17 protein-coding genes and 1 tRNA gene are annotated in these 17951 nt (G+C 62.1%); 13 read left to right on the plus strand and 5 right to left on the minus strand.

Annotated elements, in window-relative coordinates:
- Positions 1-2 precede the first annotated feature (2 nt).
- From LCM4576_RS01370 to LCM4576_RS01395, 6 genes are all read left to right on the plus strand, one after another.
- Positions 3-980 carry a quinone oxidoreductase gene (locus LCM4576_RS01370; RefSeq protein WP_071029936.1) on the plus strand — a complete coding sequence of 326 codons (978 nt, stop codon included), beginning with the start codon at positions 3-5 and terminating at the stop codon, positions 978-980.
- Between the two features lie 250 nt (positions 981-1230).
- Positions 1231-2808 (plus strand): ABC transporter ATP-binding protein, encoded by a 1578-nt coding sequence (locus LCM4576_RS01375; protein ID WP_071029938.1) that lies wholly within the window; start codon positions 1231-1233, stop codon positions 2806-2808.
- Positions 2805-3932, plus strand: a complete 1128-nt coding sequence (locus tag LCM4576_RS01380) for an ABC transporter permease (RefSeq protein WP_071029941.1) — start codon at positions 2805-2807, stop codon at positions 3930-3932. Before LCM4576_RS01375 ends, LCM4576_RS01380 begins: the two co-directional genes overlap by 4 nt.
- Positions 3932-4852, plus strand: a complete 921-nt coding sequence (locus LCM4576_RS01385; RefSeq protein WP_041009280.1) for an ABC transporter permease — start codon at positions 3932-3934, stop codon at positions 4850-4852. Before LCM4576_RS01380 ends, LCM4576_RS01385 begins: the two co-directional genes overlap by 1 nt.
- Positions 4853-4903: 51 nt before the next feature.
- Positions 4904-5971 carry a BMP family ABC transporter substrate-binding protein gene (locus LCM4576_RS01390; RefSeq protein ID WP_040982865.1) on the plus strand — a complete coding sequence of 356 codons (1068 nt, stop codon included), beginning with the start codon at positions 4904-4906 and terminating at the stop codon, positions 5969-5971.
- Between the two features lie 317 nt (positions 5972-6288).
- Positions 6289-6723 carry a hypothetical protein gene (locus LCM4576_RS01395; protein ID WP_071029943.1) on the plus strand — a complete coding sequence of 145 codons (435 nt, stop codon included), beginning with the start codon at positions 6289-6291 and terminating at the stop codon, positions 6721-6723.
- Positions 6724-6812: 89 nt separating this feature from the next.
- Here the strand turns inward: LCM4576_RS01395 and rimO are convergent, their stop codons facing one another.
- From rimO to LCM4576_RS01415, 4 genes are all read right to left on the minus strand, one after another.
- On the minus strand, positions 6813-8126 hold the full coding sequence (gene rimO, locus LCM4576_RS01400; RefSeq protein WP_071029945.1) for a 30S ribosomal protein S12 methylthiotransferase RimO: 1314 nt from the start codon (positions 8124-8126) through the stop codon (positions 6813-6815).
- Positions 8127-8304: 178 nt separating this feature from the next.
- Complete coding sequence (locus LCM4576_RS01405) at positions 8305-8991, minus strand: TerC family protein (RefSeq protein ID WP_071029948.1); 687 nt, start codon at positions 8989-8991, stop codon at positions 8305-8307.
- Positions 8992-9261: 270 nt separating this feature from the next.
- Positions 9262-9651 carry a DUF930 domain-containing protein gene (locus LCM4576_RS01410; protein ID WP_407067354.1) on the minus strand — a complete coding sequence of 130 codons (390 nt, stop codon included), beginning with the start codon at positions 9649-9651 and terminating at the stop codon, positions 9262-9264.
- Between the two features lie 295 nt (positions 9652-9946).
- Positions 9947-10132, minus strand: a complete 186-nt coding sequence (locus LCM4576_RS01415; protein ID WP_041009290.1) for a DUF3606 domain-containing protein — start codon at positions 10130-10132, stop codon at positions 9947-9949.
- A gap of 44 nt (positions 10133-10176) precedes the next feature.
- Here LCM4576_RS01415 and LCM4576_RS34390 point away from each other — a divergent pair, with 44 nt between their 5' ends.
- From LCM4576_RS34390 to LCM4576_RS01425, 3 genes are all read left to right on the plus strand, one after another.
- A complete protein-coding gene (locus LCM4576_RS34390) occupies positions 10177-10491 on the plus strand; it encodes a DUF982 domain-containing protein (protein WP_244510561.1) in 315 nt (104 codons plus the stop codon).
- A gap of 29 nt (positions 10492-10520) precedes the next feature.
- Positions 10521-11114, plus strand: a complete 594-nt coding sequence (locus tag LCM4576_RS01420; RefSeq protein WP_071029952.1) for an SOS response-associated peptidase — start codon at positions 10521-10523, stop codon at positions 11112-11114.
- 783 nt (positions 11115-11897) lie between these two features.
- Positions 11898-12554, plus strand: a complete 657-nt coding sequence (locus LCM4576_RS01425) for an outer membrane protein (RefSeq protein WP_071029954.1) — start codon at positions 11898-11900, stop codon at positions 12552-12554.
- A gap of 223 nt (positions 12555-12777) precedes the next feature.
- Here the strand turns inward: LCM4576_RS01425 and LCM4576_RS01430 are convergent.
- Positions 12778-12867 (minus strand) — tRNA-Ser (locus LCM4576_RS01430).
- Between the two features lie 586 nt (positions 12868-13453).
- Here LCM4576_RS01430 and LCM4576_RS01435 point away from each other — a divergent pair.
- From LCM4576_RS01435 to LCM4576_RS01450, 4 genes are all read left to right on the plus strand, one after another.
- The gene (locus LCM4576_RS01435; protein ID WP_071029956.1) at positions 13454-14719 is read left to right on the plus strand and encodes a septal ring lytic transglycosylase RlpA family protein; all 1266 of its coding nucleotides are present in this window, start codon (positions 13454-13456) and stop codon (positions 14717-14719) included.
- Between the two features lie 128 nt (positions 14720-14847).
- On the plus strand, positions 14848-16026 hold the full coding sequence (locus tag LCM4576_RS01440; protein ID WP_071029959.1) for a D-alanyl-D-alanine carboxypeptidase family protein: 1179 nt from the start codon (positions 14848-14850) through the stop codon (positions 16024-16026).
- Positions 16027-16098: 72 nt separating this feature from the next.
- Positions 16099-16773, plus strand: coding sequence for a dTMP kinase (gene tmk / locus LCM4576_RS01445; RefSeq protein ID WP_071029961.1), 675 nt, complete (start codon positions 16099-16101; stop codon positions 16771-16773).
- Positions 16770-17825, plus strand: coding sequence for a DNA polymerase III subunit delta' (locus tag LCM4576_RS01450; protein WP_071029963.1), 1056 nt, complete (start codon positions 16770-16772; stop codon positions 17823-17825). The genes tmk and LCM4576_RS01450 overlap by 4 nt, the downstream gene beginning before the upstream one ends.
- Positions 17826-17951 lie beyond the last annotated feature (126 nt).

A 17951-nucleotide genomic window follows, 5' to 3' on the forward strand; every position in this document is an offset into this window, starting at 1 on the left:
CGATGTCCAAGGCAATCCGCATCCACGCCAATGGCGGCCCCGAAGTCCTGGCTTATGAAAATGCCGATCCCGGCCAGCCGGGAGAAGGCCAGATCCTGATCCGGCACACGGCGATCGGCCTCAACTTCATCGATGTCTACTACCGCTCCGGGCTTTACCCGCCACCCGGCGGTTTTCCGCTGATCCCGGGCGGCGAGGCGGCGGGCGTCGTGCTGGCGCTCGGCACCGGCGTCGACTGGCTGAAGCCAGGCGACCGCATCGCCTATGCCGTCAATGTCGGGGCTTATGCCGAGCAACGGGTGATCGCCGCCGACCGTGTGGTCAAAGTGCCGGACGGCATCAGCGACGAGCAGGCGGYGGCGATGATGCTGAAGGGCATGACGGCCGAATACCTTCTGCGCCGGACGTTCCCGGTGAAGGCCGGCGACACGATCCTTTACCACGCGGCGGCCGGTGGCGTCGGCCTCATCCTCGGTCAATGGGCAAAGCATCTCGGCGCGACCGTGATCGGCACGGCGAGCTCCGCCGACAAGATCGAGCTTGCCCGGGCGCATGGCTTCGATCACGTCATCAACTACAAGGAGCAGGATTTCGTCGCCGGCGTCGCCGCACTTACCGGCGGRAAGAAGTGCGACGTCGTCTACGATTCCGTCGGCGCCGACACCTTTCCAGCATCGCTCGATTGCCTGCGGCCGCTCGGCATGTTCGTCAGCTTCGGCCAGTCGTCCGGGCCGATTGCGCCTTTCTCGATGTCGCTCCTGGCGCAGAAGGGCTCGCTCTATGTAACCCGGCCGACGCTCTTCGTCTACAATGCCAGGCGCGAAGATCTGGTGAAGTCGGCCGAGGCGCTTTTCGACGTCGTCAAGAGCGGCGCCGTCGGGATCAAGATCAATCAGCGCTATGCTTTGAAGGACGCGGCAAAGGCGCAAGCTGATCTTGAAGCCCGCAAGACGACGGGAACGACTATCCTCATTCCCTAGAGCTTTCGCCGCCTCACACCCTTGGCACCTTACCTAGCCGGCTGCCTTGTTTTTCAGCGGCTTGCCGTGCCCGAAGGCACGGCTTGCCTGAAAAGCGATGCGGATTTGCCGTTGTTCCCAAGAGGTCTATCTTAGCCCTTGAGTTTCCGCTGAAATTCTTGAAGCTCTTTCAAGTTGGGTGYTGCTTTCCGATGGGAGCCGGCCGCGCATACCATGCTTTCGGGAACACAGAACATATCCGGGAAACTGGATGGGAGGCACTGTGAGTGCAAATCATGACAGGGCGAATCTGCTCGAGGTTCGTGGCCTAACCAAGATTTTTGGCACGCTGACGGCGTGCGATCACATCGATCTCAACATCGCCAAAGGCGAAATCCACGCGTTGCTCGGCGAGAACGGCGCCGGCAAGTCGACGCTGGTCAAGATGCTGTTCGGATCGCTCGAACCGAACTCGGGCGAGATTTTCTGGGACGGCAAGCCGGTCAGGATCACCAGCCCGGGCGTGGCCAAGAAGCTCGGCATCGGCATGGTGTTCCAGCATTTCTCGCTGTTCGAGGCGCTGACGGCGGCCGAGAACATCGCGCTTTCGCTCAATGACGGTTCGCCGATCAGCACCATCGCGGCGAAGGCGAGGGCGCTGTCCTACAGCTATGGCCTGCCGCTCGATCCGGACTCCCTGGTCGGAGACCTCTCCGTCGGCGAACGCCAGCGCATCGAGATCATCCGCTGCCTCCTGCAGACGCCGCAGCTCATCATTCTCGACGAGCCGACCTCGGTGCTGACGCCGCAGGAGGCCGACAAGCTGTTCGAAACGCTGGAGCGGCTACGCGCGGAAGGCAAATCGATCCTCTACATCTCGCACCGGCTGGAGGAGGTCAAACGCATCTGCGACCGCGCCACGGTGCTTCGCCACGGTAAGGTCGTCGGCCACTGCAATCCGCGTGAGGAGACGGCCGCGTCGCTTGCTCGCATGATGGTCGGCAGCGAGGTGAAGGCGGTGGTGCGTGCGCCCGCGGAAGGCATCGACACGGCGCCGGCGCTGCTGGAAATCCGCGGCCTCAGCCGCAAGCCGGCGACGCCCTTCGCCATCCCGCTCAAGAACATCAACCTCACCGTGCGTGCCGGTGAAGTGATCGGCATCGCCGGCGTCGCCGGGAACGGCCAGGGCGAGTTCTTCGAATCCGTCTCCGGCGAAGTGCTGCAGCAGGATGCCGGTTCCGTGCGCATCCGCGGCAAGGACGCCGGCGGCCTGTCGATCACCGGCCGCCGCCTGATGGGGGCCGCCTTCGTGCCGGAGGAACGACTCGGCCATGGCGCGGCGCCGCGCATGAAGCTTTCGGAGAACCTGCTTCTGTCCCGCCACGCCACCGACGGCAAGGCTTTCGTCGGTTCGGGCGGCACGGTCAAGAACGGCGCGGTCTACAGCGCCGCCCAGCGTATCATCAAAGCCATGGACGTACGCAAGAGCGCGCCCGATCCGGAGGCCGCCGCGCTGTCGGGCGGCAATCTGCAGAAATTCATCGTCGGCCGCGAGCTCGACCGCAAGCCGAGCGTCATGATCGTCAACCAGCCGACCTGGGGCGTGGACGCAGGTGCTGCCGCCCACATTCGCCAGGCGCTGATCGAGCTTGCCCGCAGCGGTTCCGCCGTCCTCGTCATCAGCCAGGACCTCGATGAGTTGTTCGAATTGTCGGATGCCATCGCCGTCATGCACAACGGAGAACTGTCGGCGCCGCTGCCGATCGCCGAGGCGACTTTCGAGAAGATCGGCCTGTTGATGGGCGGTGCCGAGCCCGGCCACGCCGAACACGGAATGGAGATGGCATGATGCGCATCGAACTCGTCAAACGCCCGCAGCGCTCGGCGCTGTTTTCGATGCTGTCGCCCTTCATCGCCTTCGCGCTGACGATCATTGCCGGCGCCATCATGTTCGCGCTGCTCGGCGTCAATCCGCTCAATGGGTTCGAGATCTATTTCGTCGAGCCGATCAGCCAGGTCTGGCAGTTGCACGAGCTGGCGATCAAGGCAGCACCGCTGATCCTGATCGCGGTCGGCCTGTCGGTCTGCTACAAGGCCAACATCTGGAACATCGGCGCCGAGGGCCAGTTCATTTTCGGCGYGATCTTCGGCTCGATCATCCCGGTGCTGTTCCCGCAATTCGAAGGCCCGCTGGTGATTCCGCTGATGCTCCTGCTCGGCATGGTCGGCGGCGCCTTCTACGCATCGATCCCAGCACTTTTGAAGACGCGTTTCAGCACCAACGAGATCCTCACCAGCCTGATGCTGGTCTATGTCGCGCAGCTCTTCCTCGACTGGCTGGTGCGCGGCCCTTGGCGCGATCCGCAGGGTCACGGTTTCCCGCAGACCATCCAGTTCGGCGATTCGGCCGTGCTGCCGGAGCTGATGCCGGATGCCGGCCGCRCCAATTGGGGCTTCGTCTTCGCTTTGGTGGCCGCGGTAGCGATCTGGCTGATGATGAGCCGCATGCTCAAGGGTTTCGAGGTCCGCGTGCTGGGCTCCAGCCCAAGGGCAGGGCGCTTTGCCGGCTTCGGCTTCAACCGGATGGTCTTCTTCACCTTCCTTCTGTCCGGGGCGCTGGCGGGTCTGGCGGGCATCTCCGAAGTCTCCGGCGCCATTGGCCAGTTGCAGCCGGTGATCTCGCCCGGCTAYGGCTTCACCGCCATCATCGTCGCCTTCCTTGGTCGCCTCAATCCGCTGGGCATCGTCGCCGCGGGCCTGGTGCTGGCGCTGACCTATCTCGGCGGCGAGGCGGTGCAGAGCGCGCTCGGCATCTCGGATAAGGTGGCGCGCGTCTTCCAGGGCATGCTCCTGTTCTTCGTGCTCGGCTGCGACACACTCATCCACTACCGCATTCGCCTGATCGGCATGGCGCTGATGAAGCCGAACGGCGCAAAGCTCGAAGCAGCGCCGAAGCTCGAGGAGGCCCGCTGATGGACATCACCGTCAACATCCTTTTGACCATCGCGACCGCCGCGACACCACTTCTGATCGCGGCGATCGGCGAGTTGGTGGTCGAGCGCTCCGGCGTGCTCAATCTCGGCGTCGAGGGCATGATGATCATGGGCGCCGTCGGCGGCTTCGGCGCCGGCTACCTCACCGGATCGCCCTGGATCGGCTTGCTTGCCGCAATCATCGTCGGCGCGCTGTTCTCGCTGCTTTTCGCCGTCATGACGCTGTCGCTCGCGACCAACCAGGTGGCGACCGGCCTTTCGCTGACGCTGCTCGGGCTCGGCCTGTCCGGCATGATCGGCACCAGCTTCGTCGGCCAGCCGGGCGTGAGATTGCCCAATCTCGACATTCCCGGGATCAGCTCGATCCCGGTCGTCGGCAGGCTGATCTTCGGCCAGGATCCGGTATTCTACATCTCGATAGCGCTGACCGCGGCAGTGATGTGGTTCCTGTTCAGGACGCGCACGGGGCTTACGCTGCGCTCGATCGGCGACAGCCATACGTCGGCGCACGCGCTCGGCATCAAGGTGATCCGCTACCGTTATCTCGCGGTGATGTTCGGCGGCGCCTGCGCTGGCCTCGCCGGCGGGCACCTGTCGCTGGTCTATACGCCGCAATGGGTCGAGAACATGAGCGCGGGCCGCGGCTGGATCGCGCTGGCGCTGGTGGTGTTCGCGTCCTGGCGTCCGTGGCGGGTGCTGGCCGGCGCCTATATCTTCGGCGCGGTGTGGATCGGCCAGCTTCATGCACAGGCTTTTGGCATTCCGGTGCCTTCGCAATTTCTTTCTTCTCTGCCCTATCTGGCAACCATCGTGGTTCTCGTTCTAATCTCCCGCAACAAGCGGCTGACGATGATGAACACGCCGGCTTCGTTGGGGCAGCCATTCGTTCCGGATCGTTGACAACAACAAAAAGACGGGAAGCTCCAAGGCTTAACTCAGAGAGGTAACACAATGAAAAAACTGCTTATTGCGTTGATGACCACGGCCGCGGCCCTATCGCTGGCGGCAACCGCCGAGGCCGCCGACAAGCTGAAGGCGTGCTGGGTCTATACGGGTCCGATCGGCGACTTCGGCTACTCCTACCAGCACGACCAGGGCCGCCTCGAGGTCGAGAAGGCGCTCGGCGACAAGGTCGAGACCGCCTATCTCGAAAACGTGTCGGAAGGTCCGGACGCGGACCGCGCTTTCGAGCGCCTGGCGCGCGAGAACTGCAAGATAATCTTCGGCACCTCCTTCGGCTTCATGGATGCCGAAGTGAAGGTCGCCAAGAAGTTTCCCAAGGTGATGTTCGAGCATGCCACCGGTTTCAAGACCGGCGACAATCTCGGCATCTACAATGCGCGCTTCTATGAAGGCCGCTACGTGCTCGGCCAGATCGCGGCCAAGGAATCGAAGAAGGGCCTGGCCGGCTACATCGTCTCCTTCCCGATCCCGGAAGTGGTGATGGGCATCAATTCCTTCATCCTCGGCGCGCAGTCGGTCAATCCCGACTTCAAGGTCAAGATCGTGTGGGTGAATTCCTGGTTCGACCCGGGCAAGGAAGCCGACGCCGCCAAGGCGCTGTTCGACCAGGGCGCCGACATCATCGTGCAGCACACCGATTCGACCGCCGCGCTGCAGGTCGCCGAGGAGCGCAAGCTGCATGGTTTCGGTCAGTCGTCCGACATGATCAAGTTCGCGCCGAACGCGCAGCTGACCTCGCTGACCGACGAATGGGGTCCGTATTACATCAGCCGCGTGCAGGCGGCGCTCGACGGCACCTGGAAGCCGGACAATGTGTGGCTGGGCATCAAGGACGGCGCGGTCAAGCTCGCGCCCTACACCAACATGCCCGACGACGTGAAGGCGATGGCGGAAGCCACTGAGAAGAAGATCGCCGGTGGCTGGAATCCCTTCACCGGACCGATCGCCAAGCAGGATGGCTCGCCCTGGCTGAAGGACGGCGAGGTCGCCGACGACGGCACGCTGCTCGGCATGAATTTCTACGTCAAGGGCATCGACGACAAGCTGCCGCAGTAAGCGGCGCCGACGTTTCGAAGCGGAGAGGGCGCCTGACGGCGCCCTCTTTCGTTTTGCGAGAGCGATTGGCGGGACTTTTGCACGTTGGACCTGTTTTTTGCCAGCCAGCCAAGAGCGCTAAATGGTCCTGCGTGTCGAGTATTTAAAATCAACTTCGCTTCATATTTTATGAATTCGACACCCTTTCGCGAGGCCGATGCAATATCTGTGCAGTTTGCGTAATCGCTTTCACATACACCGACGACCTTTACTTCCATGCTGATCATGCAACTTAGATAGATCAGCCGACGTGACAAGCGTCAGCAGAAGGGGGTCTTATGCAATTGAATAAAAAACTTTTGGCAATCATCGGGAAACGCTTTCCTGCCATCTACGACGTCATCCCGCGCGGACCACAGGGAGGGCTTGCTCGTGTCGCACTCAATCCGCAGCCGCTTCCGCCGCATGAACTGGGTGCCGCGGTCGCCGAGGAATTTATCCGCTGCGCATGGGTGGCCGAGCGAGGTGGTCTCGATATGAAGGCGCTGTTGAGCGACCTCGACGACTGGTGCCCAACCCGACCGAAGATCCCGAAGCTTCCTCCGTGGTGGGGACCGTTTCCGGAACCGGAGYCGCGCCCCGAGTGGTTCGTCGACTATCATTTGGGTTTTGCCGCAAAGCTGTCGGCGGTCGAAACGGGCACGCGCCTCGACAAGACTCTCGACCAGGTGATCGACCGGTCTCTGACAGCGATCGAGTCGGTGAAACTCTGACGAGACGTTGCTAAAAGCAGAGAGCAACAAAGTGAAAAAGGGCGCCGCGGGGCGCCCTTTCATTGGAGATGTCATCTCTCGTGCGGGGATCAGACCGCCGAACCGTGGAGATCATAAGCGTCCGCGCGATCGATCTTGACCGTGACGATGTCGCCGGCGCGCAACGGCCGCCGCGACTGGATGTGCACCGAGCCGTCGATCTCCGGCGCGTCGTATTTGGTGCGGCCCTTGCCGGATGTGCCATGCGCCTCGTCGATCAGCACCGGCAGACGCTTGCCGACTTTCTTGGCCAGCTRCGCGGCCGAGATCTTCTGCTGGCGCTGCATGAAACGATGCCAGCGCGCTTCCTTGATCTCCTGCGGCACCTGTTCCAGCCCGAGGTCGTTGGAGCGTGCGCCCTTGACCGGCTCGTATTTGAAACAGCCGGCGCGATCGATCTTGGCTTCGTCCRGCCAATCCAGCAGCATCTGGAAATCGTCTTCCGTCTCACCGGGGAAGYCGACGATGAAGGTCGAACGGATGGCGAGGTCCGGGCAGACCTCGCGCCAGCCGCGGATGCGGTCCAGCGTCTTTTCGCCATGCGCGGGGCGCCGCATATTCTTCAGCACCTGCGGTGAGGCGTGCTGGAAGGGAATGTCGAGATAGGGAAGGATCTTGCCTTCCGCCATCAGCGGAATGACATCGGCGACATGCGGGTAGGGATACACATAATGCATGCGTATCCAGATGCCGAGCTTGCCGAGCTCCTCGGCGAGGTCGAGGAATTTCGCCCGCACCTCGCGATCGCCGAACGTCGACGTCTGGTRCTTGATGTCGATGCCGTAGGCGCTGGTGTCCTGCGAGATGACGAGGATTTCCTTGACGCCGGCCTTGGCGAGTTTTTCGGCCTCGCGCAGCACATCCGCGGCCGGGCGCGAGACGAGATCGCCGCGCAATGCCGGGATGATGCAGAAGGTGCAGCGGTTGTTGCAGCCCTCGGAAATCTTCAGATAGGCGTAGTGGCGCGGCGTGAGCTTCACGCCCTGCGGCGGCAACAGGTCGACATAGGGATCGTGGCTGGGCGGAGCCGCCTCATGYACCGCCGCCATCACGCTCTCATAAGCCTGCGGGCCGGTGATCGCCAGCACGTTGGGGTGCTTTTCGCGGATGACCTGCGGCTCGGCGCCGAGGCAGCCGGTGACGATGACGCGGCCGTTTTCGGAAAGGGCGGAGCCGATGGCGTTGAGCGACTCATCGCGCGCGGAATCGAGGAAGCCGCAGGTGTTGACGACGACGAGGTCGGCGCCGTCATGCTTGCGCGCGATCTCGTAGCCTTCGGCGCGGAGCCGCGTGATGATGCGCTCGGAATCGACGAGCGCTTTCGGGCATCCAAGACTGACGAAACTGACGCGTGAGGCGGACATAGATTTGTTTTCCAAGAGATGAGGTCGAGACCGAGGATCGAGCCTCAGGCTCTGGATTTCGATCTACGTGCGCGGCTCTAGGCCATTTTGCGCGGCGCAATAGCACGCTTCGGCCCGGATGCAAACCTGCCGGCCGGCCGGGACAAGAGTGGCTCGGCACCTATCCCCTTAACCAGCCTCAGTGGCCATCCGGTCCGAACCATGGCGTGAGGAAGGCAAAATGGTCGGGAAACTGCTGCACGGCGCCTCCGAGCAGCATGTTGATCGCCACGTACAAGATGATCAGCAGGCCGATATAGGCGATCCAGCGATACTTGTGCAGGAGGCGTGCGACAAAGGATGCGGCAAAGCCCATCAGGGCGATCGAAAGGGCCAGCCCGATGATCAGCACGGTCGGATGCTTCATGGCCGCACCGGCGACCGCGAGCACGTTGTCGAGCGACATCGAGACGTCGGCGATGAYGATCTGCCAAGCGGCCTGGGAGAAGGTCTTGCGCGGCGCCGCACCGGCGATCTTGCCGTCCTTGTTGTAGTCGCCGTTCGACAGCGCCTCGGTCGCGTCGCGCTCATCCTCATGGCTGACGCGCAGTTCGCGCCACATCTTCCAGCACACCCACAGAAGCAGTAGCCCGCCGGCGATGAGCAGCATGGGGCCGATGCTCAGCAGCCATTGCGTGATCAGGGCAAAGATGATGCGCAGGACAGTGGCTGCCGCGATGCCGACAAGGATGGCGCGCTTGCGCTGATCCGCGGGAAGGCCGGCCGCTGCGAGACCGATCACAATTGCGTTGTCGCCGGCTAGCGCAAGATCGATCGCGACGACCTGGAGGAGAGCTGAAAGGCCTGCGGCAGTGAATATTTCCATCGACTAGAAATCCTTGCCTGAAATGAGCGTAGCCCTTTACTCGGACGGGCCTAAAGGCACGGTCCATCGGCGTCAAGGCGCAGGTTTGGACATCGTCGGAAAACAACGCGCCGGCGCAGGCTCTCAAGGATTTTCGGGTGGTGCCGACTGGTGGGCGAGGCCGAAAACCAGAGCGTTTCACCGTTTCACGGAAAYGGCGAACCGCTCTATCTCTTTGTTTTGACGCAATTCCGGGCGGGGAAACGGTTACGCACTTTCCCTGGAATTGCTCTAGTCGTAGAGATTATATTTGGCCCAGTCGGATTCCGGGATTTCATCGCCGATCTTGTAGCGGAACTGCAGCACCTGCATGTGGTCCGGCCCGGTCAGGCACTTGAACTTCAGCCGATACCATTGACCCTTGCTGCGGAAGGCGGCGCCCGAACTCTTGATGGCATCGGCGCTCATCTGCGGCGTGGCGAAGGCGTAGGCCACGACGCGGTCGGCCTTGTAGTTGCGATCGTCGTGACTGATCCGGTCGAGCACTTCGGCGTCACAGCGCTGCTCAAGGCGAGTCCGCGGATCGAGTTTCATCAGGCCGGCGCGCAACRCATTGTCCATCGCCTTGGCCGGCAAGACCAGCGTCAACGACGCCAGGACCATCAGGCAGAGCTTTTTCATGGGCGCGACAAGCAGCACATTTTGTCTGAGAAATCAAATAAACGGTATTTTACCTACCGCCTCGACCGGCGRGGAGGCGGTTGCCATCAAGTCAAATCAACACTCTGGTGGTAATGGGCGATTGGCTTGTCGAAAACGGGGCTGAATCCGACACCGTCATGCCCTAGCGGGCTTACGCGACGTTGCCGCGGCTCTGGGGTTTTTGGGGGAGATGGCTGAAGGCCGAGACCTTCGCCAGCTCCGCAACGCCCGGTACACCGTCAACCCTTTGGGAGGGCCAAGTTCGGAAGCCTCGTCATCCTCGAAGCCTCCTTGCCTCGCGCTCCAGGGTCTTTCGATTATTGCCATGCTCTTTAATCAGATCGAGCACCCGCTCGGGGCTGATCCGGTGCTGCTTGGCGAAATAGCGGACTTCATAGTCCTCGTCGGCTGACACGCGGTCGCGGTCACGGAAATCACGTTTGGTCCTGTCGTCTGCCATGACTGATCCTCCTCCTGGTCGGAAGGAACAGAAATCGATGATGAATGTTCCCATTAGCTGTCGCTAAAGGAACAGATGCCCCTTCGGTCAATTTGAGTCCGGTCGCGCGAGGAGGCTGTGTGCAGGATCAGCGTTTCGAGACGCCAGTGCGTGTCGCGCTCGGCAAGTCAGGCCACACGATCTATAMCGTGGATCGCGTTGCTCAGGCAGCCGATATTCTCCTCAATCGATGGCCGGCRTCACCCGGAAAGAAGCACACGGCCGCCCGTAAGGCTTGCCTCAGCGCCCTCCAGGGGCTCGGGGCAGTACGGCACGCCCGAAAGCCTTCGTTGAGGCCGCCGCTGAGGCTGGTATCCTAGTGGAGCACGATCCATTCGGATGACCTCCCATGTGCAATGATTATGAGCAGCATATCGCCTGGGCCGAATATTGCCGGATGATGGAGTCGCTGGCATTGAAGATCCCGAGCCATCAAACTGAGCTCGATCTTCCCCAAGCAGACGACATTCGCATCAACGATCCGGCGCCCATCATGCGTGTTGCCGGCGACGAGATTGAACTTGCGTCGATGACATTTGGCTTTCCCCCGTCTGGGCCGAAAGGCGGACCGATGTTCAACTTCCGGTCGGAAGGCCGCCGGTTCGCCGACAGCAAACGCTGTCTTGTGCCGGCCTCCGCCTTCTTTGAATTCACGGGCACCAAATATCCGAAAGCCAAGCATCGCTTCGCGCTGAACAGTGCCCCGTTCTTGGCCATTGCCGGGCTCTGGCGAGAGGCGACAGGCAACAAGCCGCCTACCTTCACAATGCTGACGACCGATCCGGGGCCGGATGTCGCGCCGTATCACAATCGGCAGGTTGTCGTCCTCCAGCCCGAGAACTGGTCCGCGTGGCTTGATCTGTCGAAACCCGAGAGCGACCTTTTACGGCCGCTTCCGGCGGGATCGCTGTCGGTAGAGACGGTGCGGCCAGAGCGCGCCTGACCGATCCACTAGCTCGAGCCTTAGTCCCGCGGCACTTCTGGCCAGTCCGCGCAACGAGCCCTTAAGGCTTCGTCGGCTTCCATCCAGGCCGCCGCAGCGGCGCAAAGATTCACGAATTTGGCTGTGACGTCCGAGCAACGGAAGGGCCTGGACGCAGCGGCCCGACAGTTCCGCGCTCTGTTGGGGTGCGTTGGGTTGAACCGCCGGGCCTAACCGACTCGGGGTTGGGAGTCGGCTAAAGAAGAGGCTAAATTAGCATTTGTGCATGGATACATCATTTGATGCATATCCACTGATTTCTGGAGAACTCGCCGGGCGAGGCCCCCAACAACTGCCTCAAGCCCGACGAGCTGCCGGAGATCAACCCGGCAATCCTGCCTTGCAAGGGGGATGCCAGCGTTGCTGTCCTACAACGATACAGCTTGCCGATAACCGCGCTTTAGCGAACTCGTCACAGCAGTGCAGCCCCGGCAGGGCATCCATCAAAGCGCTTGCCGAAGCGATCAAACGCTAACCTTGTCCTCTGTCACGCGCTTGCGCACCGTTGTGGTGATCGCAGCCTGTCTCGACCCTGATGCTGTCCTTCCTATTCGTTGAGCCCGCATGTTCGTCAAGTTATTCCTAATATTAGGGGCATTGCAACATTGTTTTCGACGATCAGAACTGTCGAAAGAAGCGCTAAGCTACGCTGACGGCAACCTGAATCTCGGTTACTGTGGCAGATATACAACTGCACATCTCAGGGCACTCTGCTACCACAGGGTAGGTTATGGGAGATCACCTATGAAGAACCTGCTTCTTGGTTTGTCGTTGTCTCTGCTGGCATCTTCGGCATTTGCTGCCGACGCCATCGTAGAAGAAGCGCCGGTTTTTAGYTGGACAGGCGGGTATCTCGGCCTACAGGCAGGCTATGCTTGGGGTAATGGCCATATGGACCAGATCGGTGGACCGGGCTTTGTCGACCCAGATCCTGACGGGTTCCTCGGAGGCGTCTACGGCGGTTACAACTATCAGATGTCCAACAATATCGTGATTGGTGCCGAACTGGACATCGTATATACGAATGTTGATGGCAGCGGCGAAATATTCGGCGCTCCTGGTTTCCCATCGGGCTTCGAGGCAACTGAAGAACTCAATTGGAGTGKGGCGGCAAGACTTCGGCTAGGGTATGCCGTCGACCGCTTTCTTCCTTATATTGCGGGTGGCGTTGCGTTTGGCGATGTCAAGATTAGAAGTAGTGAAGGCGGACCTTCGTTTAGTGATACGTTCACGGGATGGACGATAGGTGTCGGCTTGGATTATGCCATGACCGACAATCTGCTGCTGCGAGGCGAATATCGCTATACTGACTTCGGCTCGGAGTCCTTTGGAGATCCRGTCAATGCCGATGTTGATCTGAAGACCAACGAGCTTCGCGTCGGCATCGCCTACAAGTTCTAATGTTCTGAGGTCCTAATAAGAGCCTGCCGCAAATCGCGACAGGCTTTTTCTTTGCGCGCGCGGCGTGCGGAATCCTGCGTCACACGCAACGCGGGTGCCCGACCGCTCTTCTATGCAGGTAAGTGTGACCTTCATATCGGCTAGGGCATGTCTAGAGCCAGTACGCGCGTTTCCATGTCCCTGGGTGTAAGAACAAAAGTTACGGCACGCTCTAATTATAATTTGGCGGAGGGAGTGGGATTCGAACCCACGGTGAACTTGCGCCCACGCCGGTTTTCAAGACCGGTGCCTTAAACCGCTCGGCCATCCCTCCATCGTGATCTTCACGAGGCGCTTCGTCCTGCCGGCCGCGAAGCCGTGCCGACACGAACGCAAGCGCCCATGCTCTAGTGCGTCGTGCAAAGATCTGTCAATCGCGGGAAAGGCTCAATCATTGTTCTCGGGAGCCGGGGGCAATTGCAGGAAGCCGGTCGGATGCAATTGACAATGCCGCCAAGACCCTGCCAATCTGTACCTGCTAATATTCTAACGGGGGAATTGATGAAAAAGATCTATGAGAAGCCGGTTTTGACGAAGCGCCAGAAGCTGTCTCGTGCGACGGCCCAACAGCTGCCGTCCAACGTGCAGCCGCAATAGCAGGACAAAGCCTTACTCTTATTCGGATTTGACGCGCCGGCGATCTTGTGGCCGGCGCTATTGGCAGCAGGGTATTCTCGAACGAGCAGGGACCTTCCGAGCGGCGGTATTGTGCTCGTGCCATAATCTCGCCCTGTTGCGGCCATAATCGATTAACATCGTGATAAGCAATTCCTGTGCAAAAGGGATTGAGGATCAAGGTGTTGGCTTGCGGGCGACTTCTGGCTCCGCGAGTGGCAGCACGGTAGGGGACAATCGAAAACATGCAGGAACCGGCGCGCCCGCGTCTTCGTCGCGCTTCTGCTTTCGCCCTGTGCGCCCTTTCGGGCCTGCTGCTGGCTGCCTGCGCCTCACAGCCCGAGCCGAAGGGGATGGTCTACAAGAAGGCCCGCTCCAAGGAATATTTCGCCGAATCCGAATATGGCGTGAAGGCGAGCCCGCGCGTCCAGTTCATGCGCCGCGGCKGCGGCCGCGACCAGCTCGGCAAGCCCTATCAGGTGCGCGGCAAGTGGTATTATCCGAAGGAAGATAAGAAGGGCTTCACCAAGGTCGGCCTGGCGTCCTGGTATGGCGATGCCTTCCACGGCCGTCTGACCGCCAATGGCGAAGTCTATGATATGACGCATCTGACGGCGGCGCATCCGACGATGCCGCTGCCGAGCTATGCCCGCGTCACCAATCTGGAGACCGGCAGTTCGGTGATCGTGCGCGTCAACGACCGCGGCCCCTATCATGAAGGCCGCATCATCGACGTCTCCCAACGCGCGGCGCAGATGCTCGACTACGACAAGGTCGGYACGGCCAGGGTCAAAGTCGAATATGTCGGCCGCGCGCCGCTCGACGGTAACGACGACCAGTATCTGGTGGCCTCCTATCATCCCGGCAAGAACCGGCCGGATCCGTCGGACGGCCTGCCGACCGGCGTGATGGTGGCCATGAACGGCCCGTCACCGAGCATGCCGGTAGGCGCGCCGCCGGCCGCCGTGCCGTTCCCTGGACAATTGACCGATTCTGGGCAGGCCTTTGCCGCGCAGCCGGGCCTGTCGGATGAAGCCACCGTTCAACCGGCAGCGTTCTCGACGCAGGGCGCCAGCGATGTCGCGCTGCCCGATTTCGGACCGATCGTGCCGGAACGGCCCGATCTCGGTCTTCCCGCGAACTCGCCTTTCGCCATGGCTTCGCTGTCCTATGCGGATGAACGGGTAAAGCGCGCCGATGTCTTTGCCGCGCTCGACGCCGGCGGCATGTCGCCGGCCGATATCCTTCGCTCGTGGAAGAAATCGAATCGCCAGGAACAGGCGCCTGCGTCCGACTATGTCGCCGCCGGCTCCTTCGACGAAGCCGCAGAGGCAAAGCGCGTCGCCGCCGCACTCGAACCGTTCGGCCGGACCGAGATCCAGCGCACCGAGCTCGACGGCAATGATTGGTATGCGGTCAACGTCTATCCGGACGGCCATGGCAGCATCGACGAACTGCTTCAGGCAGCCTGGTCGCATGGCGCGCCGGACGCGCTGGTTGTGCGTAACTGAGCAAATTCGCACTGCCCGTTGATCCGGTCGAAAAAACCCTGATAGCTTGGCTGTGGGTAGCTTTGCGCAATTCCGGGGCGGAGGCCGCTCGGCACCGTCCGGTGTTGCTCAGATTGGGTCGACATTTCATGCAATTGCGTGTTCTTCCGCCTTTCGCCAGCCTTCTGGGATTGGTGCTGGCGCTGCTTTGCGCCGCTCCGGCGAAGGCCCAGCTTTTCGAGACCAAGGCGGCGCAGGCGTTCATGATCGACGCCGACACCGGCACGGTGCTCTTCGCCAAGGACCCCGACAAACCGATTCCGCCGGCCTCGATGGCCAAGCTGATGACGATGGAGGTGGTCTTCAACGCTCTCAAGGCGAAGCGGATCACGCTCGACGACACGTTCGTGGTCAGCGAAAACGCATGGCGCACCGGCGGCGCGCCGTCCGGAACCTCGACCATGTTCGCCAAGCTCAAATCCGAGGTCCGCGTCGAGGACCTGATCCAGGGTGTCACCGTGCAGGCGGCCAATGACGGCTGTATCGTGCTGGCCGAGGGTATGGCCGGCTCGGAGGCGAATTTCGCCGCGCAGATGACCGATCGCGCCCGTCAACTCGGCCTTCAGAAATCGACCTTCGTCAATTCGACCGGCCTGCCGGCCGACGGCCAGCAGACGACGGTGCGCGAGCTGACGATGCTGGCGCTGCATCTGTGGCGCGATTATCCGGAGTTCTTCCACTATTACGGCCAGCCGGACTTCACCTGGAACAAGATTTCGCAGAAGAACCGCAACCCGCTGATCGCCATGGGCATCGAAGCCGACGGCTTCGTGGCCGGCGCCAGCGAGCAGGCTGGGTTCGGCCTGGTCGGCACCGTCAGCCACAACGGCACGCGCGTGATCGCCGCCCTCAGCGGACTGGCGAATGACCGCGAACGCGCCGAAGAGGCGCGCAAGCTGCTCGACTGGGGCTCGCGATCATTCCAGAAGACCGAAATCTTCGCCAAGGACGAGGTGGTCGGCGAAGCGCAGGTTTTCGGCGGCGCCAAGTCCGACCTGGCCTTGAAAGCCAAAGGCCCCGTGGACATCTTTCTGCCGATAGCCAACCGCGACAAGCTGACCGCCAGGATCGTCTACCAGGGTCCGGTATCGGCGCCTGTCGAGGAGGGGCAAYCGGTCGGAGAATTGCGCGTTTGGATAGGCGATACGCTGAGCCAGCAGACGCCGCTCTATGCCGCCGAGTCGGTGAAAGTGGGCACGCTGCCGCAGCGCGCGCTCGACGCGGCCAAGGAACTCGCTGTCGGCTGGCTGCGTCAGAAACATTTGTGATCGGGCAAGTTCGTGGACCTTTTGACGGACGGGAGCTATGACAGCGGCCAGCACGAGCAAAGGCAGTCTCGATTGGCGAGCGGATTTTTCATCACCTTCGAGGGCGGCGAAGGAGCAGGCAAGTCGACACAGATCGAGCGGCTGGCGCGGCGCATGCGCGCCAAGAAATACGAGGTGCTGGTCAGCCGCGAGCCGGGCGGATCGCCCGGCGCCGAGGCCGTGAGGCATGTGCTCCTGTCAGGGGCGGCCGAGCCGTTCGGCCCGAAGATGGAGGCGATCCTGTTCGCCGCCGCGCGCTCCGACCACGTCGAGCAGGTCATCCGGCCGGCTGTCGAGCGCGGCTCGATCGTGCTGTGCGACCGCTTCATCGATTCCTCGCGTGTCTACCAAGGCGTCACCGGCGGGCTCGATGCCGATTTCATGAAGGCGCTGGAGGCGGTGGCCATCAACGGCATGATGCCGGACATGACGCTGATCTTCGACATCGATCCGGTTGAAGGCTTGAAGCGGGCTACGGCGCGGCGCGRCGCCGGCGACGCCGCCGATCGCTTCGAGAAGGAAACTCTGGCCATCCACCGGCGGCGGCGCGAGGCTTTCCTGGCCATCGCCGCGGCGGAGCCGGAGCGCTGCGTCGTCATCGACGCCTCCGCCGATCCCGATACGGTGGAGAATGTCGTCACCGCCGCCGTCTTCGCGGCGCTGGAAGAGCGGATGCCGGCGCAAAGGATTGAGACCGCGCCGGCATGATCTTCGAACGCATCGCCCCCGAGCAGCACGACACGCTGGACGGCGTGCCCGAGCCCGCCGAAACGCCGCGGCTGATCGGCCACGCGTCGGCGGCGGGGATGATTGCCAGCGCCTACCGCGCCGGCAAGCTGCCGCATGCGCTGATCTTCGCCGGGCCGCAGGGCATCGGCAAGGCGACGCTCGCGTTCCACATCGCGCACCATCTTCTGAAGTATCCGGATTTCAAGACGGCGCCCGAAACGCTCGCCGCTCCGGACCCGGCTTCCTCGCTGTTTCGCCAGATCGCCACCGGGGCGCATCCGGGCGTTCTGCACCTGACGCGCCCGGCCAACGACAAGACCAAGAGCTTCAAGACGGTGCTGACCGTYGACGAGATCCGCAAGGTCAGCCGCTTCCTGTCGATGACCTCGCATGACGGCAGCTACCGCGTCGTCATCGTCGATCCGGCCGACGACATGAACACCAACGCCGCCAACGCCCTGCTCAAGAATCTCGAAGAGCCGCCGGCGCGCACTTTGTTCATCCTTATCGTGCATGCGCCGGGCAGCCTGTTGCCGACGATCCGCTCGCGCTGCCAGGTGGTGCGCCTGGCGCCTTTGGCCGCAGACGAGCTGATGGCGGTGCTGGAGGGCGTTGAGCCGCCGCCGCCGGACGATCCGGCCGCGCGCGCGGCGCTCGCCGAGAGGGCAGGGGGCAGCGCCCGCAACGCGATCCTGCTCACTCAATATGGCGGGCTGGAGATCGCCGGCGCGCTCGACACGCTGGTGGCGGCCCGGAAGCCGGACATCGCCGGCGCCCACCGCCTTGCCGAGGCCGTGGCGGGGCGCGACCAGGYGATCCAGTTCGACATCTTCAACCGGCGCGCGCTYGATCTGCTTTCGGACGCCGCCAGCGAAGCGGCATTGTCCGGCGATCTCGCCAGGGCCAAAACGCTGTCCGAGGCTTGGCATGAGGCGCTGAACACGATATCTGAGGCCGAGACCTACAATCTCGACAAGAAGCAGCACGCCCTGACCATGATCGACCGCCYGAATTCTGCGATGCGAATGTGACGGCCTGTTCGATGCATGCCGTTGGCCCACTTTCGGGCGGCATGCATTGGCCTCGGGATGGCAATGGACGTTCCGATGCGATATCCACCGCCACAACTCACATTCAGATATTCATGACGGTTCATT

Source organism: Mesorhizobium sp. LCM 4576 (assembly GCF_001854815.1).
GTDB classification, from domain to species: domain Bacteria; phylum Pseudomonadota; class Alphaproteobacteria; order Rhizobiales; family Rhizobiaceae; genus Mesorhizobium; species Mesorhizobium plurifarium.

What these genes read in the sequence shown, in the direction of transcription:
- LCM4576_RS01420 (WP_071029952.1), top strand. Translation starts at nt 10,521, where the DNA reads ATGTGCAATGATTATGAGCAGCATATCGCCTGGGCCGAATATTGCCGG.
- LCM4576_RS01385 (WP_041009280.1), top strand. Translation starts at nt 3,932, where the DNA reads ATGGACATCACCGTCAACATCCTTTTGACCATCGCGACCGCCGCGACA.
- LCM4576_RS01390 (WP_040982865.1), top strand. Translation starts at nt 4,904, where the DNA reads ATGAAAAAACTGCTTATTGCGTTGATGACCACGGCCGCGGCCCTATCG.
- LCM4576_RS01375 (WP_071029938.1), top strand. Translation starts at nt 1,231, where the DNA reads ATGGGAGGCACTGTGAGTGCAAATCATGACAGGGCGAATCTGCTCGAG.
- LCM4576_RS01415 (WP_041009290.1), bottom strand. Translation starts at nt 10,132, where the DNA reads ATGGCAGACGACAGGACCAAACGTGATTTCCGTGACCGCGACCGCGTG.